The following is a 25345-nucleotide window of genomic DNA, read 5'->3' on the forward strand; positions in this document are numbered from 1 at the left end:
TATGGTCACATGATGGTTGACAACAGCGGCCGGACCCTTTATCGTAATTTAACGATAGAACAGAGCCGAATACCGACGCCCCATCTCTTCAACCCGGCACTTGCCCATGGACACCGATCTGACCACAGTTGACGCCGCCCGGATGTGCAAGGCCCTGGGCCATCCCGCCCGCATCGGAATTCTCAGGCAGCTGCTGCTCGAGGAACGCTGCATCTGCGGCCGGATCGTCGAGATCCTGCCGCTCGCTCAGTCGACGGTCAGCCAGCACCTGAAGGTACTGAAAGAGGCGGGACTGATCATCGGCGAGGTCGAAGGCCCCAGGACCTGCTACTGTGCCGACCGGCAACGGCTGGCCACCCTTGCGACAGCGCTGTCGGCGCTGCTTTCCCCCTGCCTGGAAGAACAACCATGAACCCCGGACCCCAACACCACATGAACCTGCAGCCCTTTCCCACCCTGCCGATGGCCTCCCCCCTGGCGCCGCCGGCCGATCACGGTGATGCCGCCCCCTGCTGAGGCCCGAAACCCGATCCCCGGTCAGGGGTCCACGAGCGTCCCGGTTACCGGATCGTTCCCTATGTCGCCGACTTCATCGCCACGGCGGTCGGTCCGGTGCCGCTGGTCAGCACCACTCTCACCTGGCGTGACCATCTCGGCACCATCGGCGCCAGGAGCGGCTACTACCGCAGCAATTACAAAGTCATTCCCGGCCTGTACGGTATCGGCAGGCCCGGATTGGATTCACCGGTTCTCGTAACCGCCAATTACAAATTGAGCTTCGACGCCCTGCGGCAAGTACTGCCCGGCATCGATGCCTGGATCCTCGTCGTCGACACCCGCGGCATCAACGTCTGGTGCGCCGCCGGCAAGAAGACCTTCTCGACAGACGAGGTAGCCTACCAGGTGAAATCCACCCGCCTGGCCGAGATCGTCCGCCACCGCGAACTGATCCTGCCGCAGTTGGCCGCCGTCGGGGTGGCCGCCGGCAGGCTGCGCAAGGCCTGCGGTTTCAACGGCATCTTCGGCCCGATCCAGGCGAAGGACATCCCCACCTACCTTCACCGGAACCGTCAGGCCGACGAGGCCATGCGCACCGTGACCTTCAACACCGGCGAACGGGCGGTATTGATCCCGGTTGAAATCTGCCTGCTGTGGAAGCCTTTCCTGGCAGCAACGGCAGTCCTTTTTCTGCTCTCCGGCATCGGCCCGGAGGTCTACTCCCTGAGCGCCGCCGGGACCAGAGGCATCCAGGCGCTTATCGCCTCCCTGCTGGCGGTGCTGGCCGGGGCGGTTCTCACCCCGCTCCTGCTGCCGTGGATACCCAGCCGCCAGTTCTGGCTCAAGGGGGCGCTGGTCGGCGGGTTGACCGCTATGACCGCTATGGCCGCCCTGCTGCCGACCACCTGGACAGCCGACCTGCCCGCCGCAATCGCCCTCGTGCTGTGGGCCGCCAGCGTCGCCTCCTACCTGGCGATGAACTTCACCGGTTCCACCCCGTACACCTCACTGTCAGGGGTCGGCCTGGAAATGCGCCGCGGCCTCGCCTTCCAACTGGGCGGTACGACGCTCGCCCTGGGGTTGTGGATCTGGAGCGCCTTTGCCTGATAAGGAGACGACAATGAAGGATTTTCGCTATATCGATGGCGCCGCCATCCTCCGCCTCGACCGGGAAGCATGCATCGGCTGCGGCAACTGCGTCACCGTCTGCCCGCACCGGATTTTCCGGCTCGAAGACAACAAGGCGGCCGTCATCGACCCCGACGGCTGCATGGAATGCGGCGCCTGCGCCACCAATTGCCCGGTCGCGGCCATCTACGTCAACCCCGATGACGGCTGCGGCTGCGCCGCCCTGATCATCAACCGTTGGTTGTCGAGGATCACCGGCAAAACGGTTTCCGGCTGCAACTGCTGAGTTCTGTCGTCACCTTTTTCCGGACACCTTTATTGTCTTCCTGCCCCAGGTCACCATCAATGAATATCCTGATCGCCATCCTCCTCCTGTTCTGCCTGATCGCCGTCTGGTTCACCCTGTACTACCTTGGCAATCAGCAGGTCGAAAACCCCGACGGCAGCGCCCGGATCACCGGCAACTGCGGCGATACGATGGAAATCGCCCTGCGAATCAAAGACGGCAGGGTCCTGGCCGCCAGTTTCTGGACCGACGGCTGCTCGGTCAGCAAATCCTGTGTCGAAACCGCCGCCCTGCTGGCCCAAGGCAAGGCACTCGAGGAGGTGCGGACAATCAACATGATGACCATCATGGATGAGATCGGCCAGCTCCCCGACACCCATCTCCACTGCGCCCAGCTGGCGGAGACGACGCTGCAGCGAGCGGTCCAGGATTACCTCGCCAGACTCGGCCCGACCAGCTGCGCCCGCTGCTGACGGGCTCGCCGTCATCGCCCGCCGGCGACAAAATGACAGCGGCACCGGTATGTGCTTACCTTTTTGCGCCGGAACCACTACAATGGCTCTATAAGGGGCTGCCTCGACGCCGGCAGTACCCTGTTCCCCATTCGCGGTACTGCAGATTCCCAGCCCAGCGCTGATCGGTTGCCGACGATGAATGCATCCGGTACGACAGAGCAGACCGTCCTTCTGGCAGGACTCCTGCCGCCGGAGACGGCTCTCATCAGAAGACTGATCGCCTCCTTCGAGCTCGAGGCCCTGTCCATCGACATCGCCGATCTTCATCGGGCCGAATCGCCGATTGCGGAGAAGGATATCTGCCTCGCCCTCTTTCATGTCGATGCCGCGGCCAGGCGGCCGGAACGCGACATCCGTCTCCTCGCCGAACTGCTCCCCCGACCGGTCCCTCTGATCGTCCTGGTACCGCCGGTTCTGGCGAAAAGGGTCCAGACCTATATCGCCGCCGGCGCCGATGATTACAGCATCCTGCCCTTGGACGAGGACAGTTTTTCAATCCGTTTCTATATCCTGCTCGAATGGGGCCAGGCCCTGCTGCAGTCGCCACAGCCGACCTATCCCTGGGACGAGCATGGCCAGCAGAGCACCAAGAACCTGTGGCGCCGGCTGGTCGCCCGCCTCCAGGAAGGCCTGTCGTTTTTTTCCCCCGCCTCGCTCGTCATCGACGAGGAAGAAGACCGGATCTTTCACAAGTGGCGCAAGATCCGCCTGCTGGGAAGCGGCGCCTACGGCGACGTCTGGCTGGTGCAGGAAGACGGCCGCAAGGAACTCGCCGCCGCCAAGATCCCGCACACGGCCATGATGAACGTCCGCACCCTGCGTTCCGCCGCCATCCTCAAGCGGTTGATCCACCACCCCAACATCGCCGGCCTGATCGAAGTGGTGAAAGAGGAGGGAATGTACATCCTGATCCAGGAATACGTCGCCGGGGAATCCCTCGACCGGCGGCTCGAAAAGGGCCTGACCGCCACCGCCAGGGAGTCGCTCTTCCTCCAGCTGCTGTCGGTGACAGCCTATTCGCACCAGCACCGGATCATGCACCGCGACATCAAACCGGAGAATATCCTCGTCACCGGTGACGGCCGGCTGAAGCTCCTCGATTTCGGCATCGCCCGGGATCTTTCCTGGGAAAAGGCCGATGCCGCCTCGGGGGGAACCCTCAATTTCATGGCCCCGGAACAGTTCGAGGGCAAAAGCTGCCTGGCCAGCGACGTCTGGGCCATCGGCGTCATCCTCTATGTCCTGGCGACCGGCTGTTATCCCCTGTTCCACCAGGAGAACCCGTTCCCGGCGGCGATCGACATACCCTGCAGGGTCCCCGAACCCCACGAAATAGACGATCGCGTTCCGGCGGCCCTCGAAAGGATCATCATGCGCTGCCTGGACCCGGCGCTGGAGCGCCGTTATGCCGACGCCGTCGCCCTGCGTGAAGACATCCTCAAATCCTTGCCGGGGTTCGGCAAAGGTCTGTACCTGCCGGAACAGACCAGGGTTGAGGAACTGCAGACCTGAACCGGGCGATCAGCTCCCGGTCGCAAGACGTTCGGCAAAAATCTCCGGCAGCCCGGCCTCCCGGATCTTGCGGGAGGCGGCGGCATGATCGTAGGCAACCCGGATGAATTCCACACTCTTCTTGTCGCTGTCGTAGATCAGGTACGAGGCGCGCGGATCGCCGTCCCGTGGCTGGCCGATGCTGCCGCAGTTGAAGATCTGCCGGTTGAGCTCGGCCGCCGGTACGATCGTCCCGTTGCGAGGGTGACGCAGGTAGACGCAGAAAAAATTGCGCCGCGTGATCGCCATGGCCACATGGGTGTGGCCGACAAACAGTATCTTCGCCCTGCTCCGGGCAAAGGACCGGGAGATGTGCGATTTGTCGGCCACATAGTACCATTCCAGCGGCCTGTAGGGGTTGGCGTGGCAGAACAGGGCATCGCCCCAGTTGCGAAAGACATCGAGGGATTGCAGGAAGTACAGACTCTCGGCACTCAACTGCCTTTTCGTCCACTCAATGACCCGGCGGGCGTCCCGACGCATGCTGCAGGGGGCGCCGACGACCGCATGGTCATGGTTGCCGAGGATGAACTCGATATTCGGCAGGGAGCGGAGACGGACGACACAGGCCTCCGGATCGGCACCGTAGCCGACGATGTCGCCGAGGCACATGTAGCGGTCGATCCTCTGGCTCTCGACATCGGCGCAGAATGCCTCCAGCGCCTCCAGGTTGCCATGGATATCTGAAAAAACGGCTAAGCGCATCCCTCTTTTTCCCGGAGACTGGTCCGGCGCCGCAGCAGCGTCCGACCCGAGCTCTCTTCGCCTCCTTATGAGATTATGGTATCCCGAGGAGTACGAAACAGCAAACAGATATCCTGCATCGTTCGTAATGCCGAAAAAGGTCCCGTCGGCTCCGGCTATCGGAGCCACTCTTCCTTTCACTTCAGCCGGCAAATGTGGTATTCTGCGATCTGTCGATTCAACCGTTCAGATCAGGCAGACGCCGCTGAAAAAAACCGCCAACCCCTCCGGCCGTCCAACCGTTGCCGGGGCCATGAGGAAGATTATGCCGACTCCGCAATACTGGGCAGACAGATACGTCGAAAAACTGGCAACCGCCACCGATGCCATCAATATGATACGATCGGGACAGAGGGTCTTTATCGGCTCGGGGTGCGGCGAGCCGCAGGCGCTGGTCAAAACCCTCAGCGACAGCTCCAACCACCTCAGCGGTCTGGAAATCGTCCGTCTGCTCGGCCGGGAAACGACGTCGCTGACCGCCATCGCCAACCGTACCAAAGATACCAGTCTCAACATCCGCTCGATCTATCTCGGCTCGACGCGGGAACCTTCCATCGCCCTCCACAAGCGATTTATCACCCCGATGAACATGTCCGACGTCCCGGCCCTGTTCACCACCAGGAAACTGCCGCTGAACGTCGCCCTGGTCCAGGTCTCGCCGCCGGATGACTTCGGCTGGATGAGTCTCGGCATCTCGGTCGATGTAACCCTCGCCGCCGCCCGTTCCGCCGATTTCGTCATCGCCCAGGTCAATCCGCGCATGCCGAGGGTCATGGGCCAGAGCTTTCTCCATGTCAACGATGTCGATGTGATCGTCGAGTGCGAGGAGGAGCTGGTTTCAATCCCGTCCAATCGCCAGACTTATTCCGACGCCGCCCAGGCCATCGGCAGTCACATCGCCCGTCTGATCGAGGACGGGTCGACGCTGCAGATCGGCCTCGACGCCGCCTCCCAGGCGACCGTGCAGGGACTTGCCAGCAAGAACGACCTCGGCATCCACTCGCAGTTTTTGACCGACGACATCATGCATCTGTATGCCGTCGGCAATATCAACAACCGCAAGAAGGGGATCAACGAGGGCAAGATGGTCGCCTCCATGGCGATCGGCAGCCGCAATCTCTACGAATTCCTCAACGACAATCCGGCGGTGGACTTCCATCCCTCCGACTATGTCAACGACCCGTTCATCATCGCCCAGCATCACCGGATGGTGTCGATGAATGTCGCCCGGACCATGGACCTGACCGGACAGGTGGCGGCGGAGGCCTCGGCCGTCACCCGTTTCGCCGGCGTCTCCGGCATCCCGGATTTTGTCAGGGGCGCCCGCCGCTCGCCGGGCGGCAAATCGATCCTGATGATCTTCTCCACCGAGGAAACGCCGGATGGGATCCGCTCCAACATCCTCCCCACCTTCGATCGCGTCGTGGTGGTGCCGCGCGGCGATGTCCATTATGTTGTCTCGGAATACGGGGCAGTCAACCTTTTCGGTAAGAGTCTGCAGGAGCGGGCGATCGCAATGATCAGCATCGCCCACCCCGATTTCCGTGAAGAACTGTTTGCCGCCGCCAAGGAACAGGGGCTGATCGGCAGCGAGAGGACCCTCGGCGAGGCGGTCAAGGCGGTCTACCCCGTCCGATTGGAGGAAACGATCGAGATCGACGGCCAACAGGTCATCATCCGCCCGGCGAAACCGGTGGACGAACGGCGGATTCAGGAACATTTCTACAGTCTGCCGAAAGAGGACGTTTTCTCCCGCTTCTTCCACCAGAAAACGATCTTCGGCCGGTCCGACGTTCAATCGCGATCAAATGTCGATTATGTCCATGACCTGACCCTGGTCGCGGTGGTGGGCGAATTCGGTTTCGGCAAAATCGTCGGCGTCGCCGAATGCATGATGCTCAAGGACTCGAACATGACCGAAGTGGCCTTTTCGATCAGCCCCGAGTTCCAGGGCAGGGGAATGGGCAAGATCTTCCTCAAGAAGCTGGCTGCTGCGAGCCGGGAGAATGGCATGCGGGGCCTGATCGCCTATACCATCCCCAGCAACACCGGCATGATCCGCCTGTTCAAAACCCTTCCCTACAAGGTCAAGACCCATTATGAGGAAGGCGATCTCGTCCTCAGTTGCCTGTTCGACGTTCTCGCCTGAACCTCCTTCCCGACGCGGCTGAAGACTTGCCTGCCGGTCTTCAGCGCCGCATCAGATGGGCGACGGCCTGATCGAGGCCGTCGAGGGACAGTTCGAACATCGGCAGGATCGCCCGGATCAGTTCGATGGTCCGGGTGAACTGCCAGTCGCGCTTCGGGATCGGATTGAGCCATGCCGCATGGGGGAAGGTGGCCGCCAACAGCCGCAATCGTTCGATGCTGGGCCGGCCGCTGCGTTCAAAGGCATGGATCGAACCATCGGTGGCCATCAATTCGTAGGGGGCCATCGAGGCATCACCGATGATGATCAGGCGGCTCTCCGGATCACGGCGGATCAGGTCGTCGACCGCCACCGGACGCCGCATCCGCGACGCGTCCTCCCACAGCTGGTCATAGATGGTGTTGTGGAAATAGAGGGTCTTCAGTTCCTTGAACTGGGTCCGGGCCGAGTTGAACAGCGCCTGCACGACATCGACGTAGGGTTCCATCGACCAGCCGCCGTTGTCGATGGCGAGGATGATTTTGAGACGGTCGACGGTCGCCCGGTCGAACACCAGTTCGATCTCGCCGCCATTCCTGATGGTCTGATAGATGCTGCTGTCGACGTTGATCCGGTCCCGCACCCCCTGCGGCACCAGATGCCTGAGCCGCTTCAAGCCCTCGGTCAGCGACCGCCGCGTCAGCGGCCCGTCGGTCGAATAATCGCGGTAACGCCGCTCCCCTGCCACCTTCACCGCCGAGCGGTTCATCGATTCGCCGCCGACCCGCATGCCGCCGGGATGATACCCCGAATGACCGACAGGCGAGGTCCCGCCGGTGCCGATCCATTTCGATCCGCCTGCATGCCGCTCCTTCTGGTCCTGCAACCGCTTCTTGAAATAGGCCAGCACCTCTTCCGGCGACATCGACGCCAGCTTCTTCTCATCCAGGCCCAGGGCATGGGCCAGCCGCTTCGGGTTCTTCAGCCACTCGTCGAGCAGACCGGCGGCCACGAGGTCGAATTCGGCCTCGCCGGCCTGGGCCAGATCGGCCCCCTCGAAGGTGTGGGCGAAGACCTGGTCGTAGAGGTCGAAGTATTTTTCGCTCTTGACGAGGATGGCCCGGGCGGCGGTGTAGAAATCGTCGAGCGAGTTGACCAGCCCCTCACCCATCGCCCGCTGCAGCAGCAGGAACGAGGTTGGGCTGACCGGAATCCCTACATCACGGAGGGTATAGAAGAATTGGATGAACACCGGCCTCAGCTTCCGCTCAGCGGAAGAAGCCCCGCTTCATGATGAGGTTGGCCGACTTCAGGTAATCGCCGCTTTTCTTGAACAGGACGCCGAGGTACGGAATCTCCCGATCGAGCGCCTCGCCACGGCGGAAATCCGGATCGGCCTGCAAGGCCCTGATCCAGTTGAGCAGCTCCCTGGTCGCCGGTTTCTTCTCGAGCCCATCGATATTGCGAAGCTCGTAGAAGGTGCGGATCGCACTCTCCGCCAACTTCTCCGGAATATCCGGAAAATGGGTATCGATGATGCGGCGCATCATCTTCGGCTCGGGGAAGGCGATGTGGTGGAAATTGCAGCGGCCGAGGAACGGGTCGGACAGATCCTTCTTGGCATTCGAGGTGATGATGATCACCGGCCGATGCCGGGCTTTGATCATTTCATCGGTCTCGATGATATCGAACTGCATCTGGTCGAGGACATCGAGCATGTCGTCCTGAAACTCGGTTTCGGCCTTGTCGATTTCATCGATGAGGAGGACGGTCCGCTTTTCGGCGGTGAATGCCTGGCCGATCCGGCCCATCCGGATGTACTCGCGGATGTCGCTCACATCCCGGCGTGAGTCGCCGAAACGGCTGTCGTTCAGCCTGGTCAGGGTGTCGTACTGGTACAGGGCCTCAACCAGTTTCATGTTTGATTTGACGTTGAGAATGATCAACGGCATGCCGAGGGTCTCGGCGATCGCGTGAGCCAGCATGGTCTTACCGGTGCCGGGCTCCCCTTTCAGCAGCAGAGGCATCTCCAGGGCCATGGAGATATTGACGATCTTGGCCAGTTCCTCGTCGAGCACATACCGGCTCGACCCTGTGAATCGATTGAGTTCCATTCCGTTCCTTATCAAGATGTATGAAGATTTTTACCGTTCGCATGACACACTACAAAACAACCCCCTCCCGTGTCAACAGGAGAGGGTTGTTTGTTCCCGCAGAGAGCCGGCAATGGGATCAGTTGACAGCGGCGAGAAAATTGTCGTTGACCTTTTCCCAGTTGATGACGTTGAAGAAGGCGGCGATATAGTCAGGCCGGCGGTTCTGGTACAGCAGGTAGTAGGCATGCTCCCAGACATCGAGGCCAAGCACCGGGATCTTGCCGAGCATGATCGGACTGTCCTGGTTCGGGGTGGCGACGATCTCCAGTTTACGGTTGTCGACGGTCAGCCAGGCCCAGCCGCTGCCGAACACCCTGGTGGCCGCCGCAGTGAATTTTTCCCTGAAGTTTTCGAAACTACCGAAATCGGCCGTGATGGCGTCGGCGATCGGCCCGGCGAGGGCGACATCCTTTTTCAGGAGCGGCCAGAAGAAACTGTGGTTGGCATGACCGCCGCCGTGGTTGCGGACGATGGTGCGGATCTCCTCCGGGATCTCATCAAGGTTACGGATCAGCTGGTCGACGCTCATCTGTTGGAGCTCGACCTTGTCCTTGATCGCGGCATTGAGGTTGGTGATGTAGGCCTGATGATGCCTGGTATGGTGGATCTCCATCGTCCGGGCATCGATGTACGGTTCGAGGGCATCGTAAGCATAGGGAAGTTCGGGTAATATATGACTCATGGGATACCTCCTTGATCTGTACTGACGGCAATCCTGAAAAATTCCCAGGCTTCAGCCGGTTATGGTTGGATACAACGAAATGAGCTCCCGGAACAACCGCGGAAGATCATTCAGAACGGTGCCTGCCGTGGGACCGGACTTCACGGTTTCTGAACATCCTCGCGTTCCGGTCTCATGTCTTTTAGGGTAAACTAACTACCGAACTGAATAGAGTCAATCTGCGAAGGCCGAAAAATCCAAGGCTCCCGGGATCGGGACCGACACATCAGAGGGCAGCCAGGCCGAGGTGGAGAGAGAAGTGGGGAGAAGAGAGGGGGGCGCCCGGTCTGGACACCGGCCCCGGTCGAGATGGTGGCTATCCGGGCCAGCAGATACCGGCCGATCGTCGATTGGCCAGGCTACAGGGACACAGCGGTCACCGGGGTTATTCCTGTTCCTTCCAGACACGGGCGCCAAGACCGGTGAGTTTTTCCACCAGGTTCTCGTAGCCTCGTTCGAGGTGATAGATCCGGGAAATCTCGGTCCGTCCCGAGGCTGCAAGCCCGGCAATCACCAGCGAGGAACTGGCCCGGAGGTCGGTCGCCATGACCTGGGCCCCGCTCAGTCCCTGCAGGCCATGGCCATTGATGACGCAGCTGTGGCCGTCGATCCGGATATCGGCCCCCATCCGCTGCAATTCCGCCACGTGCATGAAACGGTTCTCGAAAATGGTCTCGGTGATGACGCAGACATCGGTACTGAGCGCCATCAGGGCCATGAACTGGGCCTGCAGGTCGGTCGGATACCCCGGATAGGGCATGGTCTTGATGTCCACGCTCTTGAGCGATCGCGGTTTCGTCTTCGGCCAGCGTATTGAAACGGTCGAGTCGCCTTCGTCGACGATAAGGCCGGTCAGCCGCAGCTTTTCAAGCAGCGACGGCAGATGGGCGGGATTGCAATGGGTGATGGTCCCTTCGCCACCGGTTGCGGCGATGGCAATGAGGTAGGTGCCGGCCTCAATGCGATCGGGAATGATATCGCAATCGGCCGGCCGCAGCTCGTCAACGCCATGGATCGTCAAGCGGTCGGTGTTCCGTCCTTCGATACGCGCCCCCATGCCGGTCAGCATGTCGATGAGGTTGGCAATCTCCGGTTCCCGGGCGGCATTCTTCAAAATGGTGGTACCCTCAGCCAGGACGGCGGCCATCAGAAGATTTTCGGTGCCGGTGACGGTCGGGATGTCGAAATAGACGGTGTCGCCCTGCAGCCTGCCGTCGATCTCGGCATCGACATAGCCACGTTCGAGGCGACAGGTCGCCCCCAGTTTTTCGAGACCGGTGATATGAAAATTGATCGGCCTGGCACCGATGGCACAGCCACCCGGCATCGATACCTTGGCCTTGCCCATCCGGGTCAGCAGCGGCCCGAGAACGAGCACCGAGGCCCGCATCGTCTTGACCAGATCGTAGGGCGCCTCGGCACTGCGCAGATCGGTGCTGTCGATGGTGAGCACATCCCCCAGCCGTTCATGCCGGACCCCGAGGTTTTCCATGAGTTTCAGAAAGGTCCGGGTGTCCCGCAGATTCGGGACATTGCCGAGCCTGTGCCGACCCGGCGCCAGCAGTGTCGCCGCGATGAGCGGCAGGGCCGCATTCTTTGCCCCGCTTATCCGTACCGTACCCTGCAGGGCAACACCGCCCTCGACTATCAGTTTTTCCATGTTCTCTCTACCTTCCGTACCCGCTCAATAGAAGATGCAGGACACGGTCGCGTCCCGCATAATCTTTCAGTATCTCAACCGTTTTGACCAGTTCGGCAGCCCCGGCCGAGGGCGCAAACATCCGCAACAACGCCGGACCCTGCTCTGCCCCGATCTCGATGAAGACCTCGCCGCCGGGGCGCATGATCACAGGCAGCATTTCCTTGATCCTGGCAATGATGTCAAGCCCATCTTCGCCGCCGTCGAGGGCCAGCAAGGGTTCATAGCCGGCAACCTCAGGGTCCAGCCCCTGGCGGAGCTGGCGGCGGCTGACATAGGGCGGATTCGACACCAGCAGGGAAAATCGCCGCTCGGCGGCAAAGGCCGTTAACAGATCCGCCTTCACCAGGGCGACCCGATCGTCGACCTTGTGCCGGCGGCAATTCTGTTGCGCCACCGCCAGGGCATCGCAGGAAATATCGACGGCGACGATATCCCGTTGCAGTTCGAGGGCGAGAACGACGGCAATCGCCCCGCTGCCGCAGCAGAGATCGAGTATCCATCCGTCATGCAATCCCCTTCTTGGGCGGCAGGCCGCCAGGACCTGCTCGACCAGGAACTCTGTCTCCGGCCGCGGGATCAGGACCGAGGGATTGACGATGAAGGGCAGCGACCAGAATTCCCGTTCGCCAAGGATATAGGCGATCGGTTCCCGTCGCTTCCGCCGCTCGAGATAGCGAAGGAAGACGCGCCGCGCTTCTTCCGGCACCTCCATGTCCGCCGCCAGAAACAGCTCGGTCCGACTCTTGTTCAGACAGGCCCCGAGCAGCAGCTGGCCGTCGAGATCACCGCCGTCGACGCCGGCCTCGGCCAGCTCCCGGGTGGCGGTGTGGAGGAGATCGATCACTTGCATGGTGTCATGACATCATGGCCTGCCCGATCAGCGGGAACAGGCGGAACTGCTACTGGATGGCCTTCAGCCGCTCAGCCTGGTCATGGGCGATCAGGGGAAAGATGACATCCTCGAGTTTGCCGTTGAGGATGGCGTCGAGCTTGTACAGCGTCAGATTGATCCGGTGGTCGGTCATCCTCCCCTGCGGAAAGTTGTAAGTGCGAATCCGCTCGCTGCGATCACCGGAGCCGACCTGGCTTTTCCGGTCCTGGGAAATCCTGTCGTGGTGTTCCTGCTGCATCCGGTCGAGCAGCCGCGCCCGGAGGACGACCAGGGCCTTAGCCTTGTTCTTGTGCTGCGACTTCTCGTCCTGGCAGGTCACGACCAGACCGGTCGGCAGATGGGTGACCCGGACGGCCGAATCGGTGGTATTGACGCTCTGGCCACCCGGTCCCGAGGAACGGTAGACATCGAACTTGAGTTCGTTCGGATCGATGTTGAGTTCGACCTCGTCGGCCTCGGGCAGGATGGCCACGGTCACCGCCGAGGTGTGAATCCGCCCCTGGGTCTCGGTCTCCGGCACCCGCTGCACCCGGTGGACCCCGCTTTCGTACTTGAGCTTGGAGTAGACCTGATCGCCGCTGATCATCGCGATGATCTCCTTGAACCCGCCAATCCCCAGCGGGCTCGAACTCATGATCTCGACCCGCCAGCCCATCGATTCGGCAAAGCGCGAATACATCCGGAAGAGATCGGCCACAAACAGAGCCGCCTCATCGCCACCGGTGCCGGCACGGATCTCGAGGAAAATATTGCGATCATCGTTGGGATCTTTGGGCAGCAGCACCAGTTTGATTTCACGATCGATGGCCCTCTCTTTGTCTTCCAGTTCCTCGATATCGGCCCGGGCAAGGTCCTTCAATTCCTGATCTTCGTCATCGTCCTGAAGAATTACCCGGTTGTTGGCGATATCCCGCTGAACCTGTTGCAGATCGGTGTGCAGGGAATGCAGTCTCACCAGATGGGCATGCTCCCGCACAACCTTCTGGAATTCCTGCTGATTGCCCACCAGGTCCGGATCAGAGAGCCGACCTTCCAGGTGTTGCAGCTTTTCTTCTATGTTATCAAATACATCGATCATAAATACAGGATATTGCTGATATGAGGTGCAAAAAGAAAAGCCCACAGTCATGGCAACGCATCACTGTGGGCTTTATCGGCTGTAATCCGCAGGTGTAGTAAAGTCGTGAGCAGCAGCCTCCGGCGAACAGGATTTTATTTGCCTTTCTTTTCGAAATGTTTGGCGTAACGCTGTTTGAATTTCTCGATGCGGCCGGCGGTGTCGACGAGTTTCTGCTTACCGGTAAAAAAAGGATGGCAGGCGGAGCATATCTCCACTCTGATCTCGTGCAGGGTCGACCCCAGCTCGACTTCGTTCCCACAGGCACACACGGCTTTTATTGTATTAAATTCAGGATGTATACCATCTTTCATGACGTTTTCTTCCTCCGATTCACTTCTCTATGATCACGTTGTACGTCGATTATTCTTCAGGAAAAGCGCAAGCTTTCTTTGACACAAACAAAATATTATACCTTGTCTTCACAAGAGTTCAAGACAAAACACTAATTGAAAAGGCATCAACCATTCATTGAATCGAGAAAATCCTTGTTGGTTTTCTGCGTTCTCAATTTATCCAGCAGGAAATCCATACAGTCGGAAGGGTTCATCGAGTTGAGCAGCTTGCGCAGGATCCAGATGCGGTTGAGCACATCCGGCTTGAGAAGCAGGTCCTCCTTTCTCGTCCCGGACCGCTTGATATCGATGGCCGGGAAGATCCGCTTGTCGGCCATTTTGCGATCGAGGATCAGTTCCATGTTGCCGGTTCCCTTAAACTCCTCGAAGATGACCTCGTCCATGCGGCTGCCGGTCTCGATCAGTGCCGTGGCGAGGATGGTCAGGCTGCCCCCTTCCTCGATATTCCGCGCGGCGCCGAAAAACCGTTTCGGCCGGTGCAGAGCGTTGGCTTCGACACCACCGGAGAGGATCTTGCCGCTGGCCGGGGTGACCGTGTTGTAGGCGCGGGCAAGACGGGTGATGCTGTCGAGGAGGATAACCACATCCTTCTTGTGCTCGACCAGTCTCTTGGCCTTCTCGATGACCATCTCGGCCACCTGGATGTGTCGCTGCGGCGGCTCATCGAAGGTCGAACTGACGACCTCGGCGGTCTTGACCGACCTGGTCATCTCGGTCACCTCCTCCGGCCGTTCGTCGATCAGCAGGACGATAAGATACACTTCCTTGTGATTGCGGACGATCGAGTTGGCGATCTTCTGCATCAGCACCGTCTTGCCGGTTCGCGGCGGGGCGACGATAAGCCCCCTCTGCCCCTTGCCGATCGGGGCGAACATATCGAGCACCCGCATCGAAAAGTTATCGGGCTGCCACTCCAGATTGAGTTTCTCGTTTGGATGAAGGGGGGTGAGATTGCCGAACAACGTCTTCTGTTTCGAGGCCTCGGGCGGATCGAAATTGATCGTTTCGACCTTCAGCAGCGCCAGGTACCGTTCCCCCTCCTTGGGCGAGCGGACCAGGCCGTCGATGACATCACCGGTTCTCAGATTGAGGCGGCGGATCTGCGAGGGAGAGACATAGATATCATCAGGACCGGGGAGGTAGTTGTAGTCCGGGGCGCGGAGAAAACCAAAGCCGTCGGGGAGTATTTCAAGAACCCCGCTGCCCCGCAGCTTGCCATCCTTGTCAGCCTGATCCTGGAGCAGGGCGAAGATCAGCTCCTGCTTGCGCATGGAACTGTAGCCCTCGACCTTCGCATTCCGGGCGAGTTTGACCAACTCGCCGATTTTCATCATCTTCAATTCCGCCAAATTCATTAAAAACCTTCTCCTATAAGACGCGTGGCAGGATGGATGAACGGCAAACGAAGAACAGCGGGTCCGGAGAAAATATGAGTCAGGATCGCCATACGTCGCAAATGCCGCATGTTATAAATGATAGTATTTCCCAGCAAGGATCCGTACCGTGATCATTCACCACCGCGTAGGGGCATCAAGGCATTGGAATTCAGAGACTTCGTGTTTCAGATAGAGGTCTATAAGATCAAAAGTGAATGGAATGAAGGCGTATCACGGAAACAGTGATTTCACAGCGACAACGGGATTCAACCCAAACCTACCCCAGACAGGGATATGACCAGCAAGAGTGTAGTACTGAAGTTATACGGATCCACCAGAGAAAAGGCAGGAAGTGCACTTCGTTTCGCTCTCTCCCTTATACGTATTCAGTTCTGCGGTGTCAAGCCTTGTCTTGCCGTATCGACAGGTTTTGCCTTAACCATAAATTTTTTCTCCAGCAACCGCGCAAGGCTGGAAACCTGCTGAACGGTCTGGACCCACAGGCCGGCATTGTTGACGACGTGCGTGGCCATTTTGGCCTTTTCCTCCGGGGACATCTGGGCGTCGAGTATTCTCCGTGCCGCCTCTTCGTCGATGCCGTCCCTGGCAACAATCCGTTTGATGCAGACCGTCTCCGGAGCGTAGACGACAACTGTCGCATCAAACTCGTCCTGCCATCCGACCTCGAACAGCAGGGGAATTTCGACGACACATCTGCCCCCCGCCCCTTCGACCGCCTCCATCTTTTGCCTCAATTCGCGGCGGATGAGCGGATGAAGGATCGCCTCGAGACGCCTGCGCATCGCCTCATCCCGGAAAACGGCGTCACGCATGAGGCCCCTGTCGATGGTCCGGTCGGACTTGAGAAAACGCTCCCCCCATGCCGCAAAGATTCCCAGCCAGCCCGCGGCATCCGGCTGCATCAGGTCGTGGCAGACCAGGTCGGCACTGAACAGATCCGCCTGTACGGCGTCGGCCAGCAGCGCCGCAACGCTGCTCTTGCCGGATCCTATCCCTCCGGTTACCGCGATCTTCATACCAGCCCCTGTATTTTCATCGGAATTTCTCCAAAAAGCTGCTCCACCGCGGCGACGAAATCAGGCCATAACGGTGCAACGATATCGAGCGGGTTCTTCGTTATGGGATGAACGAAACGCAGACGAGCGGCGTGCAGCATCTGGCGGGGAAATCTGGGATCGCGGGGCCTGCCGCCATAGACCGCATCGCCTGCCACGGGATGACCGATATGACTGGCATGGACCCGAATCTGGTGGGTGCGCCCGGTCTCGATCGTCAGGGAGAGAAGACTGAATCGCTCCTCAGCCTCCGCTACAACCCGCCAGTTCGTCGCCGCATGGCGACCCGCACCTTCGAGGACCGCCATTTTCTGACGATTGACCGGATGACGGCCGATCGCCGCTACGATCCGGCCGCTTTTTTCCGGCAGAATCCCATGCACGAGAGCCAGGTACTCCTTGTCGACCCGCCGTTCCTTGAAATCGGCGGCGAGCAACCGCAACACCCGCTCGTCCTTGGCAACCAGCATTACCCCCGAGGTATCCTTGTCGAGACGATGGACAATCCCGGGTCTGGCGTTGTCGCCGACCGAGGCAATGGCATTGCAGTAGTGTACCAGGCCATTGACCAGGGTGCCGCTACGATTGCCGCTGCCGGGATGAACCACCAGTCCAGGAGGTTTCGATAGAGCCAACAGGCTTTGATCCTCAAACAGGATCTGCAGCGGAATTTTTTCGGGCTCGACATGGAGGCCCGCATCCTCCGTCCTGATCAGCCCATGGACCCGATCTCCCTCTTTGAGCCTGTAGCTGCTCTTCCGCTCATGGCCGTTGACCTTGAGCGCACCGCAACGGATAGAGGAAACCAGGATTGAACGGGAAAAATCGGGGATGGTTTGAACGAGAAAATGATCGAATCTGATGCCGACCATTCGACCGTCAACAGTCATCGATATGGGCTCAGTCTCCTCTTGGCTGCGAGGCGACTGAACAGCGCTGGGACTCATTCTTTTTCAGGAAACAAGGTGGTTTCCATTCAGGTGAACAGGAACATGGGAGGCAGGCGGCCTGCCGGTTTATCAGGAAAAGATGGTTTCGATCTTTTGACTGATCTTGGCCTCGTCGACATCCTGGGCCAGTGACAGTTCCTTGACCAACAGGTTCTTGGCGGTATCAAGCATTTTTCTTTCACCGTATGACAGATCCTTGTCGATGCTGAGCAGAAAGAGGTCGCGCAGAACCGTTGCGACTTCGTGGACAGAACCGGTCTTGATTTTATCCATATAATCACGATAGCGCCGGTTCCAGGTCTGGGTCCCGATCTCGCTGGTTCTATCCTCGAGGATGGCGATAACCTCCTGCACCTGGCTTTTGTTGACGATCGCTCTTAATCCCACGCTCTTGCTGCTCGCGGTAGGAATCATGATTTTCATGTGATTTTCCAGAATCTCCAAAACATAGAACGTATGGTCTACTCCACCGACGGTCTGCGTCTGAATCGATCTGATCACGCCAACGCCATGAGCTGGATATACAGCCATATCTCCTTCAGTAAACACTCTTATCTCTCCCCTTGAAGAACATCATGCTACTCGAGACTGTATGCGGACACTACCAAGCGGTACTACCCAACATTGTGATAGAAGACTCCGGGACATCTCCAGCAGATGTAGAGACGACAGGTACTTCGCAACGATCCAGGAGTTCTGCAATCATTGTGAATGCGCGGGATTAATTCTCCGATGTGGAATACTAACCTACCATATTTTGTTGAAAATTGCCTTGTTTTTCCACAGGCGGAGTCCCGAACGATCCAGAGGCAAGATTATTTATGATGTTATTTCGATTATTTGACGCTATTAACCAGATTCATCGCCGAGGCAGAACCCTTATCGAAATAGAGACGCATACCCTCTTCGATGACATCCATCCTTTCCTCGAGGAGACGCCGTTCGTCATCGGTCATCAGAGACAACACGAATCGCTCGACGGCGATATCGGCATGGATCCCCCCCTTTCCAGGACGACCGATACCGATCTTCAGGCGCGGGAAATCACTGGATGAAAGAAACTGGATCAACGATCGAACACCGTTATGGCCGCCCGCACCGCCCCCGTTGACCAGTTTGAGTCGGCCCGGGGCCATATCGAGATCATCGTGGATGACCAGGATATTCGCGACGGGGATTTTGTAGTAATCCGCGTAACGGACGACAACCTTGCCGCTGAGGTTCATATACGTCGTCGGCTTCAGGAGGTGAACACGCCTGCCATCGAGAGAGGTGCGCAGGAAAAACGCCTGCCATTTCCCAGTAGAAAAATCGCCCCCCCACCTGCGGGCCAGTTCGTCAACGACGATAAACCCGACATTGTGGCGGGTATTCAGATAGTCCGCCCCCGGATTTCCCAGGCCAACGATGAGATGATCGCTCTCAACCATGCGTTCCAATGAAAGAAAAAACAGATCCGGAAAGACATGATCTTTCCGGATCTGTTTTTGATTCGATGCCGTGGTGCCATGCGGCACCGCCAGCTATTTAGACATTGATCTTCTTGTCCACCTTGACGCAGACCGTATCCGCCCTGGAAATGAGTTTCAGGCTCGGCGGCAGGGAGATATCGCCGAAAGTCATGTGGTCGCCGATCTTCAAATCGGTAACCGCAAGGGAAAACTGATCGGGGATTTCGAGCGGCAAGCCTTCGAGGGTGACGCTGTCGTGCTCGACGAACATCTCTCCACCCAGGTCGACACCCTTGGCAATTCCGGTATAGACGATCGGCACGTCAAAACGCCGCACCTTCTGCAGGTCGATCTCACAGAAGTCGGCATGGATCAGTGTGTCACGGACCGGATCGGTCTGTACTTCCCCGACGAGGACGTAGCGATCCTTGTCTCCATCGATCTTGAGCGTCACCACTGCATTCTGGCGATAGATCTCGAGCAACTGCTGCATCAGCGTCTTCGTATCCATCTCCAGGGACAGCGCCGCAGCGCCGCCACCATAGACAACTGCCGGAGTCTTACCTTTCATCCGCAGCTGCCGCATTGCACCTTTGCCTGCTGAAGTCCTCATCGAAGCCGACAATTCCACCTGAAGCATACTTCCTCCTTCACCCAATGGCCGGCGCAGGAAAGAGTTCCAGTACAGCCGGGCGGTTTTTGTAATAATACGTTATTTTATATCGCAATGTTCACAGATCAATCACACAAACAGCGAACTGACCGAGTCTTCATTATGTATACGACGAATGGCCTCGGCCAGAAGCGAGGACACCGAAAGAACCTTGATCTTGCCGCACCGTTCCGCCTCTTCCCGCAAGGGGATGGAGTTGGTCACAACCAGTGTTTTAATCTCGGAGTTGGTGATGCGTTCGACCGCCGGACCGGAGAGCACCGGGTGCGAACAACAGGCATGCACCTCTTTCGCTCCATTTTTCAGCAGCGTGGCGGCCGCGCTGCACAAGGTACCGGCCGTATCAACCATATCGTCAAGCAAAATCGCCGTCTTGCCCTTGACATCACCGATCACGTGCAAGGCCTCGCACTCGTTGGGGCGATCACGCCGTTTGTCGATGATCGCCAGCCCGGTGTTCAGCCGCTTGGCAAAGGCCCGGGTCCGCTCGACCCCACCCGCATCGGGGGAGACCATGATCGGGTTTTCGTACAGGCTATCGATATGTTTCAACAACACCGGCGCGGCATAGAGATGATCGACCGGAATATTGAAGAACCCCTGGATCTGTCCGGCGTGGAGGTCCATGCAGAGTACCCGCCGCACCCCCACCACCATCAGCATCTCGGCGACGACCTTGGCCGTTATCGGTACCCGGGGGGCATTTTTGCGATCCTGCCGGGCATAGCCGTAATAGGGAATCACGGCGGTGATTCTCCTGGCCGAGGCCCGGCGCAGCGCGTCCACCATGATCACCAGTTCCATCAGGTGATCGTTGACTGGCGTACAGGTGGGCTGGACGACGAAGACATCCGTTCCCCGGACATTCTCCCCGATCTCGACAAAGATTTCGCCGTCGCTGAATTTCTTCACCTCCGCCTTGGACAAGGGCAGATCGAGGTGAGTGGCGATATCAAGGGCTAAATCTTTGTGGGCATTTCCAGAGAAAATTTTGATTATATTGGCCATCGTCCTGTACTTCTCATAGAATGATCAAACGCATGATTGGCTGGGGCGGAAGGATTCGAACCTACGAATGCCGGGATCAAAACCCGGTGCCTTTACCGCTTGGCGACGCCCCACTCTTCGCCCGTGCAACAAATACCATCTTCCCGAATTTGCGCTTCATCCTGACCGCGATTGTCTGCATCTCCGCGGTGCTGATCGATACATCGGGAAACAGGCCGTACACCGTTGGTCCGCTCCCCGACATCAGCGCAACTTCAGCTCCCGCTTCCAGAAGATTTTCTTTGATACTTGCCAGTTCCGGATATTGAGCAAGGGTGACGCGTTCCAGGTCATTCGAGAGAGTACCCAGTGACGGTGTATCGGGCGCATCTTTTCGAAAACTCGCTAATTTAGATTCTTTCAATGTACTTGTCAATCCTAAATTCTCATACACCCAACGGGTGGAAACAGAAAATCCAGGATTTACAAGGAGAACGCTGTAGCCTTTCAGGCTTGGTACCGGGTACATCACCTCCCCGACCCCTTCGGCCAGAACAGCGTCATCCTCGACGACAAAAAACGGGACATCGGCCCCGAGGCGCAGGGCCATGGCGCACAGTTCCGAGCGGGAAAATTCGCTGTCGAACAGACTGTTCAATCCCCGCAGAACCGTTCCGGCATCGCTGCTGCCGCCGCCAAGCCCGGCTGCCACGGGAATCCTCTTCCCTATCCGGATATCGACTCCACACCCCTTCCCCCGTCGGCTGGCGAAGAAAAACGCATCGGCCGCCTTCCAGGCAAGATTCGACCGGTCCGCTGGCAACGATGGATCGCTGCAATCGAGACGTACAAGACCATCCTTGCGGAGGCACAGTTCGATCGTGTCGCCGAAATCGAGCTTTTGCATCCAGGTCTCAAGATCGTGATACCCATCCGCCCGCTTGCGGCGAACATGCAGAAAGAGGTTGATCTTGGCCGGGGCGAGGAGCACCACGGCCCGATGGTGATTGAAATCCGTCATAGGAAGTCGGAGGCATCTCTCGATACCCCCACACATCCGCCGTCGATCGACGGGCTATCTTTTCACGGCCGTGACAAACCGCAGCTTCACATCATAGATGATGTTCTTCAGCAGTTCCTCTTCATCCTTGTCAAGATTGCCTCTGGTCTTCTGTTCCAGCAGGACCAGGGTGTCGATAGCGTGCCGCGCCAGATCGAAGTCCGGTTCTCTCCTGCCGGTGGCGGGATCGCCGATCTCCCCGAGATGGTAGAGGACGGAGGTGTTCAAAGACATGATAAAGGCCGGGAAAGTAACTTCCGGCATGACACATTTTCCATGCCGATCCGGGACCTTTCCTTCTTCACAATGGCAATCTTCCGTCTGCCCGTTCTTTGCCGTCGTCTGTTCCACCATACTTTCGTCCTCCCCTTCCACAGTGCCAGAATTGTCTTTAGAAGCGGTTCAACTCAAGAACCACCGCATCGTCGATATGTTCCAACTCCCGCACCTTGGCGAGCAGTTCCCGGGAAATCAATTCGTCGGTACTGAGGAAAATGATATTCTGGTTGCTTTCCTCTTCCCGCCCGACGGTCATCCGGGAGATATTGACCCCGGCCGTGCCGAGGGTGGTACCGAGGGCGCCGATCACGCCCGGGACATCTTTATTGTAAACCAGCAGCATCGGGCCTGACGGCAACGCCTCCAGGCGGAACGAATTGAGACGGACCAGTCGTGGCTCGTTTTTGCCGAAAACGGTGCCGACAAGGATATTCTCCCCCTCGGTGGTGACAACTTTTGCCGACAGAACATTATTGAAATCATGGGCTTTTTCCGATTTCGACTCGACGACCCTGATGCCACGGTCCTTGGCGATAACCGGGGCATTGACATAGTTCACCGCATCCTGGAGGATCGGGGTGAACAGGCCTTTGAGAAAGGCCACCGTCACCGGGGCGGTGTTGAGATCCGCCAGCTGGCCGCTGTATTCGATATTGATGGTCTGCACCCCTCCCTTCGCCATCTGCATGTGCAGGGAGCCCAGCATCTCGCCGAGGGTGATGTAGGGTCCGACCTGGGCCAGGACGTCGGCGCTGACCGAGGGGACGTTGACCGCGTTGGTAACCGAGCCGCGGAGAAGATAGTCGGCCACCTGCTCGGCGATGATCAGGGCGACGTTTTCCTGGGCCTCACTGGTCGAGGCGCCAAGGTGCGGCGTACAGATGAAATTCTTCAGGCCGAGCAACGGACAGCCTTCAAGCGTGGTCGGTTCGCTGGAAAAGACATCGAGCGCCGCCCCGGCGATCTCGCCGTCGACCAGCGCCTCGTACAGCGCCTGCTCGTCGCAGACCCCGCCCCGGGCACAGTCGATAAACATCGCATCCTTCTTCATCGCCTTGAAGAAATCGGTGGACAGCAGATTCCTGGTCTCCTTGGTCAGCGGGACATGAACGGTGATGTAATCGGCCCGGTTCGCCAGCTCCAGCAGATCGACCAGCTCGACCCCGATCTTTTCCGCCATTTCCTTCGGCATATGGGGGTCGTAGGCGATGGTCTTCATCTTCAGCCCCTGCGCCCGGCTGGCGGCGATACCGCCGATCCTGCCGATACCGACGACGCCAAGGGTCTTGCCTGTCAGTTCCCTGCCCATGAAACTCTTCTTTTCCCACTTGCCCGCCTTCATCGAAGCCGTCGCCTGCGGGATGTTGCGGGACAGAGACATCATCATCGCGATCGCATGCTCTGCCGCGGTGGTAGCGTTGCCGCTCGGGGCATTCATCACCACGATGCCCTTCTGGCTGGCAGCCGGGATATCGACGTTGTCCAAGCCGATACCGGCACGGCCGACGACCTTGAGCCTGTGGGCCGCCTCGAGCAGGTCGGCCGTGACCTTCGTGGCGCTGCGGATGACCAGCCCCTCGTAATTGCCGATGATCTTCTTCAGCTCCTCGGGTTTCAGGCCTGGGATACTATCCACCTCGAGCCCGGCTGCCTCCAGTATCTTGACACCCGCAGGCGACAGATTGTCACTGATCAGTACCTTCATCTCCGCTCCTTCTCCTTCGCTGTGTACGCCTGCCCGACATCGGAACAGGCTGCTTTCATCTGCAAGTGGGCAAATTTCACCGAATGTCGCCCTCGTCGGTCCCGGCAACGGAGGCGATTCTCCTGAGATTATTTGCCCGATAAAATCGGTAATTATAATGATATCCTTGGAAGAGGACAATAAAAATACGAGGCAGCGGAGTTTCGCCGGTCGGTATTGGACAAGAACAGGATTGTCTCCGACTGCCCGGGGTGTATTCCATCAATGATTATGTTGAACAAATCCAGTGAAGACGATATAAAGCATTCGCCTCGGGGGCTGTCACCCGCGTGTTCCTGCCGTCGCGGGCAGTGCCCGAATCGGCTGAAAATGTTATCCATGGATTGCGAATCCACTTGAAAATACCAATAGTTGTTTTCAACCGACCAACCATCCCGGCATCCGATCCTTGCCTTGATATCCGGTCCGGCGAAGTTCGCCCGACACTTTCGAACAGGAGTTGTTGATGACTGAAACACGACTGCGTTTTCCACCGAGCCCCACCGGTTATCTCCATATCGGCGGGGCCCGCACGGCGCTCTACAACTGGCTGTATGCAAAAAAAACCGGCGGCAAGCTGATCCTCCGGATCGAGGACACCGATGCCGAGCGCTCAACCGAAGAATCGATCCGCGGCATTATCGAGGGCCTGGAGTGGCTGGGCATCACCTACGACGAAGGCCCCTATTTTCAGACTGATTTCACCGCCGATCATGTCGCCGCCGCCGGGAAACTCCTGCAGGCCGGCCACGCCTACCGCTGCTTCTGTACCAAGGAGGAACTCGATGCCAAGCGGGAAAAGGCGCTCGCCGCCAAACAGGCGCTCGGCTACGACCGGACCTGCCGCGACCTGACCCCGGAACAGGTGGCGGAGAAACAGGCGGCCGGGCTCCCCTCGGTGATCCGCTTCAAGGTCCCCGACCGCCAAGGTCTGCTCGGCTACGACGACAAGGTTCTAGGCCGGATCGAATGCGATTACCGGGAGGTGGACGACTTCGTCATCCTCCGCTCCAACGGCAAGCCATTGTACCTTCTCTCCAACGTCGTCGACGACATCCGCGATCGCATCACCCACATCATCCGCGGCCAGGACCACATGACCAACACCATCAGGCAGGTTCTGCTCTACGAGGCCCTGGATGCGCCGCTCCCGGTCTTCGCCCATATCCCGCTGACACTCGACACCAAGAAGGCGAAGATCTCCAAGCGCAGCCACGGCGAGATCGTCGCCGTTCATTTCTACCGTGATCATGGTTTCATCCCCTGGGCCTTCAACAACTTCCTCGTCCTCCTCGGCTGGTCGCCCGGCGACGACCGGGAGATCTTCTCCCGCGAGGAACTGATACAGGCCTTCACCCTCGAGCGGATCAACAAATCGAGTGCCGTCTTCAACTTCCGCCGTGACGATCCGAAGTTCTTCACCGACCCGAAGGCCATCGCCATCAACGAGCACTACCTGCGGACCATGCCGATCGCCGAACTGGCGCCGATGGTGAGAAAGGAACTGGAAGCGGAGGGACTGTGGGATGACGCCTGGGCCGGCGACCGACAGGCATGGTTTTTCCACACCATCGATCTTATCCGTGACCGCTTCCATACCCTGAAGGACTTCACCAGCCTCGGCCGGGCCTACTTTGCCGACGATTTCACCGTCGAGGACAAGCCGCTGCAGAAAAATGTCCTGAAGTTTCCCGATCTGACGACCTGGCTGCCGGCGCTGGCCGATCGTTATGCGCAGGCGGTGATCTTCGACGCTGTCGAGACCGAGCGGATCGCCCGCGAGATGGCCGAGGAACTCGAGATCAAGCCGGGCGTCCTGATCAACGCGATGCGAACCGTCGTCACCGGCCAGTTGGCCGGACCGTCGATGTTCGAAATCCTGCCGGTCATCGGCAGGGACCGGGTCGTCAGACGAATGCGAGAAATCTCACGCTTTTTCCCGGCCCCTTGACCTC

General features: G+C 58.8%; 25 protein-coding genes and 1 tRNA gene. 7 read left to right on the top strand and 19 right to left on the bottom strand.

The window, feature by feature from the left end; all coding sequences use genetic code 11:
* The first annotated feature begins 106 nt into the window (after positions 1 to 106).
* The 5 genes from HNQ81_RS12160 (at position 107) to HNQ81_RS12180 (ending at position 3939) form a co-directional block, all read left to right on the top strand.
* Positions 107 to 412, top strand: coding sequence for an ArsR/SmtB family transcription factor (locus HNQ81_RS12160; protein ID WP_183351576.1), 306 nt, complete (start codon positions 107 to 109; stop codon positions 410 to 412).
* Positions 409 to 1605 (top strand): mercury methylation corrinoid protein HgcA, encoded by a 1197-nt coding sequence (hgcA, locus tag HNQ81_RS12165; protein ID WP_250697409.1) that lies wholly within the window; start codon positions 409 to 411, stop codon positions 1603 to 1605. The genes HNQ81_RS12160 and hgcA overlap by 4 nt, the downstream gene beginning before the upstream one ends.
* 13 nt (positions 1606 to 1618) lie before the next feature.
* Positions 1619 to 1912 carry a mercury methylation ferredoxin HgcB gene (hgcB, locus tag HNQ81_RS12170; RefSeq protein ID WP_183351577.1) on the top strand — a complete coding sequence of 98 codons (294 nt, stop codon included), beginning with the start codon at positions 1619 to 1621 and terminating at the stop codon, positions 1910 to 1912.
* A 59-nt stretch (positions 1913 to 1971) separates the two neighbouring features.
* Positions 1972 to 2385, top strand: a complete 414-nt coding sequence (locus tag HNQ81_RS12175; RefSeq protein WP_183351578.1) for an iron-sulfur cluster assembly scaffold protein — start codon at positions 1972 to 1974, stop codon at positions 2383 to 2385.
* Positions 2386 to 2562: 177 nt separating this feature from the next.
* Entirely contained in the window at positions 2563 to 3939 is a 1377-nt protein-coding gene (locus tag HNQ81_RS12180) for a serine/threonine-protein kinase (protein ID WP_183351579.1), read from the top strand.
* Positions 3940 to 3948: 9 nt separating this feature from the next.
* Here the strand turns inward: HNQ81_RS12180 and HNQ81_RS12185 are convergent, their stop codons facing one another.
* A complete protein-coding gene (locus tag HNQ81_RS12185) occupies positions 3949 to 4683 on the bottom strand; it encodes a metallophosphoesterase family protein (protein ID WP_183351580.1) in 735 nt (244 codons plus the stop codon).
* Positions 4684 to 4987: 304 nt separating this feature from the next.
* Here HNQ81_RS12185 and HNQ81_RS12190 point away from each other — a divergent pair, with 304 nt between their 5' ends.
* Complete coding sequence (locus tag HNQ81_RS12190; protein WP_183351581.1) at positions 4988 to 6871, top strand: bifunctional acetyl-CoA hydrolase/transferase family protein/GNAT family N-acetyltransferase; 1884 nt, start codon at positions 4988 to 4990, stop codon at positions 6869 to 6871.
* 40 nt (positions 6872 to 6911) lie between these two features.
* Here HNQ81_RS12190 and HNQ81_RS12195 read toward each other — a convergent pair whose 3' ends face one another.
* The 18 genes from HNQ81_RS12195 to serA all read right to left on the bottom strand — a co-directional run bounded on the left by HNQ81_RS12195 (position 6912) and on the right by serA (position 23351).
* Entirely contained in the window at positions 6912 to 8102 is a 1191-nt protein-coding gene (locus tag HNQ81_RS12195) for a vWA domain-containing protein (RefSeq protein ID WP_183351582.1), read from the bottom strand.
* A 16-nt stretch (positions 8103 to 8118) separates the two neighbouring features.
* Positions 8119 to 8964 carry an AAA family ATPase gene (locus HNQ81_RS12200; RefSeq protein WP_183351583.1) on the bottom strand — a complete coding sequence of 282 codons (846 nt, stop codon included), beginning with the start codon at positions 8962 to 8964 and terminating at the stop codon, positions 8119 to 8121.
* A 118-nt stretch (positions 8965 to 9082) separates the two neighbouring features.
* Positions 9083 to 9688, bottom strand: a complete 606-nt coding sequence (locus HNQ81_RS12205) for a superoxide dismutase (RefSeq protein ID WP_183351584.1) — start codon at positions 9686 to 9688, stop codon at positions 9083 to 9085.
* 424 nt (positions 9689 to 10112) lie between these two features.
* A complete protein-coding gene (gene murA / locus HNQ81_RS12210) occupies positions 10113 to 11387 on the bottom strand; it encodes a UDP-N-acetylglucosamine 1-carboxyvinyltransferase (RefSeq protein ID WP_183351585.1) in 1275 nt (424 codons plus the stop codon).
* A 7-nt stretch (positions 11388 to 11394) separates the two neighbouring features.
* Positions 11395 to 12279 (bottom strand): peptide chain release factor N(5)-glutamine methyltransferase, encoded by an 885-nt coding sequence (gene prmC, locus HNQ81_RS12215; RefSeq protein ID WP_183351586.1) that lies wholly within the window; start codon positions 12277 to 12279, stop codon positions 11395 to 11397.
* A gap of 49 nt (positions 12280 to 12328) precedes the next feature.
* Positions 12329 to 13399, bottom strand: coding sequence for a peptide chain release factor 1 (prfA, locus tag HNQ81_RS12220; RefSeq protein WP_183351587.1), 1071 nt, complete (start codon positions 13397 to 13399; stop codon positions 12329 to 12331).
* 134 nt (positions 13400 to 13533) lie between these two features.
* A complete protein-coding gene (gene rpmE, locus HNQ81_RS12225) occupies positions 13534 to 13752 on the bottom strand; it encodes a 50S ribosomal protein L31 (protein WP_183351588.1) in 219 nt (72 codons plus the stop codon).
* 146 nt (positions 13753 to 13898) lie between these two features.
* On the bottom strand, positions 13899 to 15149 hold the full coding sequence (gene rho / locus HNQ81_RS12230; RefSeq protein ID WP_183351589.1) for a transcription termination factor Rho: 1251 nt from the start codon (positions 15147 to 15149) through the stop codon (positions 13899 to 13901).
* Positions 15150 to 15556: 407 nt separating this feature from the next.
* The gene (gene coaE / locus HNQ81_RS12235; RefSeq protein ID WP_183351590.1) at positions 15557 to 16207 is read right to left on the bottom strand and encodes a dephospho-CoA kinase; all 651 of its coding nucleotides are present in this window, start codon (positions 16205 to 16207) and stop codon (positions 15557 to 15559) included.
* A complete protein-coding gene (locus HNQ81_RS12240) occupies positions 16204 to 17136 on the bottom strand; it encodes an RluA family pseudouridine synthase (protein ID WP_240191674.1) in 933 nt (310 codons plus the stop codon). Before HNQ81_RS12240 ends, coaE begins: the two co-directional genes overlap by 4 nt.
* A 129-nt stretch (positions 17137 to 17265) precedes the next feature.
* Entirely contained in the window at positions 17266 to 17745 is a 480-nt protein-coding gene (locus HNQ81_RS12245) for a CarD family transcriptional regulator (RefSeq protein ID WP_183351591.1), read from the bottom strand.
* 287 nt (positions 17746 to 18032) lie between these two features.
* Positions 18033 to 18626 (bottom strand): aminoacyl-tRNA hydrolase, encoded by a 594-nt coding sequence (gene pth, locus HNQ81_RS12250; protein WP_183351592.1) that lies wholly within the window; start codon positions 18624 to 18626, stop codon positions 18033 to 18035.
* A gap of 97 nt (positions 18627 to 18723) precedes the next feature.
* On the bottom strand, positions 18724 to 19260 hold the full coding sequence (locus HNQ81_RS12255; protein WP_244960480.1) for a 50S ribosomal protein L25: 537 nt from the start codon (positions 19258 to 19260) through the stop codon (positions 18724 to 18726).
* A gap of 129 nt (positions 19261 to 19389) precedes the next feature.
* Positions 19390 to 20328 carry a ribose-phosphate pyrophosphokinase gene (locus HNQ81_RS12260; RefSeq protein WP_183351594.1) on the bottom strand — a complete coding sequence of 313 codons (939 nt, stop codon included), beginning with the start codon at positions 20326 to 20328 and terminating at the stop codon, positions 19390 to 19392.
* 37 nt (positions 20329 to 20365) lie between these two features.
* Positions 20366 to 20441: transfer RNA gene (locus HNQ81_RS12265), tRNA-Gln, on the bottom strand.
* A complete protein-coding gene (gene ispE / locus HNQ81_RS12270) occupies positions 20405 to 21328 on the bottom strand; it encodes a 4-(cytidine 5'-diphospho)-2-C-methyl-D-erythritol kinase (RefSeq protein WP_183351595.1) in 924 nt (307 codons plus the stop codon). The genes HNQ81_RS12265 and ispE overlap by 37 nt, the downstream gene beginning before the upstream one ends.
* Before the next feature lie 54 nt (positions 21329 to 21382).
* A complete protein-coding gene (locus HNQ81_RS12275) occupies positions 21383 to 21631 on the bottom strand; it encodes a DUF1844 domain-containing protein (protein WP_240191676.1) in 249 nt (82 codons plus the stop codon).
* A 127-nt stretch (positions 21632 to 21758) separates the two neighbouring features.
* Positions 21759 to 23351 carry a phosphoglycerate dehydrogenase gene (serA, locus tag HNQ81_RS12280; RefSeq protein WP_183351597.1) on the bottom strand — a complete coding sequence of 531 codons (1593 nt, stop codon included), beginning with the start codon at positions 23349 to 23351 and terminating at the stop codon, positions 21759 to 21761.
* A gap of 505 nt (positions 23352 to 23856) precedes the next feature.
* Here serA and gltX point away from each other — a divergent pair.
* A complete protein-coding gene (gene gltX / locus HNQ81_RS12285) occupies positions 23857 to 25341 on the top strand; it encodes a glutamate--tRNA ligase (protein ID WP_183351598.1) in 1485 nt (494 codons plus the stop codon).
* The last annotated feature ends 4 nt before the right edge of the window (positions 25342 to 25345 follow it).

The organism is Desulfoprunum benzoelyticum (assembly GCF_014201505.1).
GTDB lineage: Bacteria > Desulfobacterota > Desulfobulbia > Desulfobulbales > Desulfocapsaceae > Desulfoprunum > Desulfoprunum benzoelyticum.

Bases quoted from the DNA above. Each gene is read 5' to 3' on its own strand.
- HNQ81_RS12160 (WP_183351576.1), top strand. From the start codon at position 107: ATGGACACCGATCTGACCACAGTTGACGCCGCCCGGATGTGCAAGGCC.
- hgcB (WP_183351577.1), top strand. From the start codon at position 1,619: ATGAAGGATTTTCGCTATATCGATGGCGCCGCCATCCTCCGCCTCGAC.
- HNQ81_RS12175 (WP_183351578.1), top strand. From the start codon at position 1,972: ATGAATATCCTGATCGCCATCCTCCTCCTGTTCTGCCTGATCGCCGTC.
- HNQ81_RS12180 (WP_183351579.1), top strand. From the start codon at position 2,563: ATGAATGCATCCGGTACGACAGAGCAGACCGTCCTTCTGGCAGGACTC.
- HNQ81_RS12185 (WP_183351580.1), bottom strand. From the start codon at position 4,683: ATGCGCTTAGCCGTTTTTTCAGATATCCATGGCAACCTGGAGGCGCTG.
- HNQ81_RS12190 (WP_183351581.1), top strand. From the start codon at position 4,988: ATGCCGACTCCGCAATACTGGGCAGACAGATACGTCGAAAAACTGGCA.
- HNQ81_RS12200 (WP_183351583.1), bottom strand. From the start codon at position 8,964: ATGGAACTCAATCGATTCACAGGGTCGAGCCGGTATGTGCTCGACGAG.
- HNQ81_RS12205 (WP_183351584.1), bottom strand. From the start codon at position 9,688: ATGAGTCATATATTACCCGAACTTCCCTATGCTTACGATGCCCTCGAA.
- murA (WP_183351585.1), bottom strand. From the start codon at position 11,387: ATGGAAAAACTGATAGTCGAGGGCGGTGTTGCCCTGCAGGGTACGGTA.
- prmC (WP_183351586.1), bottom strand. From the start codon at position 12,279: ATGCAAGTGATCGATCTCCTCCACACCGCCACCCGGGAGCTGGCCGAG.
- prfA (WP_183351587.1), bottom strand. From the start codon at position 13,399: ATGATCGATGTATTTGATAACATAGAAGAAAAGCTGCAACACCTGGAA.
- rpmE (WP_183351588.1), bottom strand. From the start codon at position 13,752: ATGAAAGATGGTATACATCCTGAATTTAATACAATAAAAGCCGTGTGT.
- rho (WP_183351589.1), bottom strand. From the start codon at position 15,149: ATGAATTTGGCGGAATTGAAGATGATGAAAATCGGCGAGTTGGTCAAA.
- coaE (WP_183351590.1), bottom strand. From the start codon at position 16,207: ATGAAGATCGCGGTAACCGGAGGGATAGGATCCGGCAAGAGCAGCGTT.
- HNQ81_RS12240 (WP_240191674.1), bottom strand. From the start codon at position 17,136: ATGACTGTTGACGGTCGAATGGTCGGCATCAGATTCGATCATTTTCTC.
- pth (WP_183351592.1), bottom strand. From the start codon at position 18,626: ATGGTTGAGAGCGATCATCTCATCGTTGGCCTGGGAAATCCGGGGGCG.
- HNQ81_RS12255 (WP_244960480.1), bottom strand. From the start codon at position 19,260: ATGAGGACTTCAGCAGGCAAAGGTGCAATGCGGCAGCTGCGGATGAAA.
- HNQ81_RS12260 (WP_183351594.1), bottom strand. From the start codon at position 20,328: ATGGCCAATATAATCAAAATTTTCTCTGGAAATGCCCACAAAGATTTA.
- ispE (WP_183351595.1), bottom strand. From the start codon at position 21,328: ATGACGGATTTCAATCACCATCGGGCCGTGGTGCTCCTCGCCCCGGCC.
- HNQ81_RS12275 (WP_240191676.1), bottom strand. From the start codon at position 21,631: ATGCCGGAAGTTACTTTCCCGGCCTTTATCATGTCTTTGAACACCTCC.
- serA (WP_183351597.1), bottom strand. From the start codon at position 23,351: ATGAAGGTACTGATCAGTGACAATCTGTCGCCTGCGGGTGTCAAGATA.
- gltX (WP_183351598.1), top strand. From the start codon at position 23,857: ATGACTGAAACACGACTGCGTTTTCCACCGAGCCCCACCGGTTATCTC.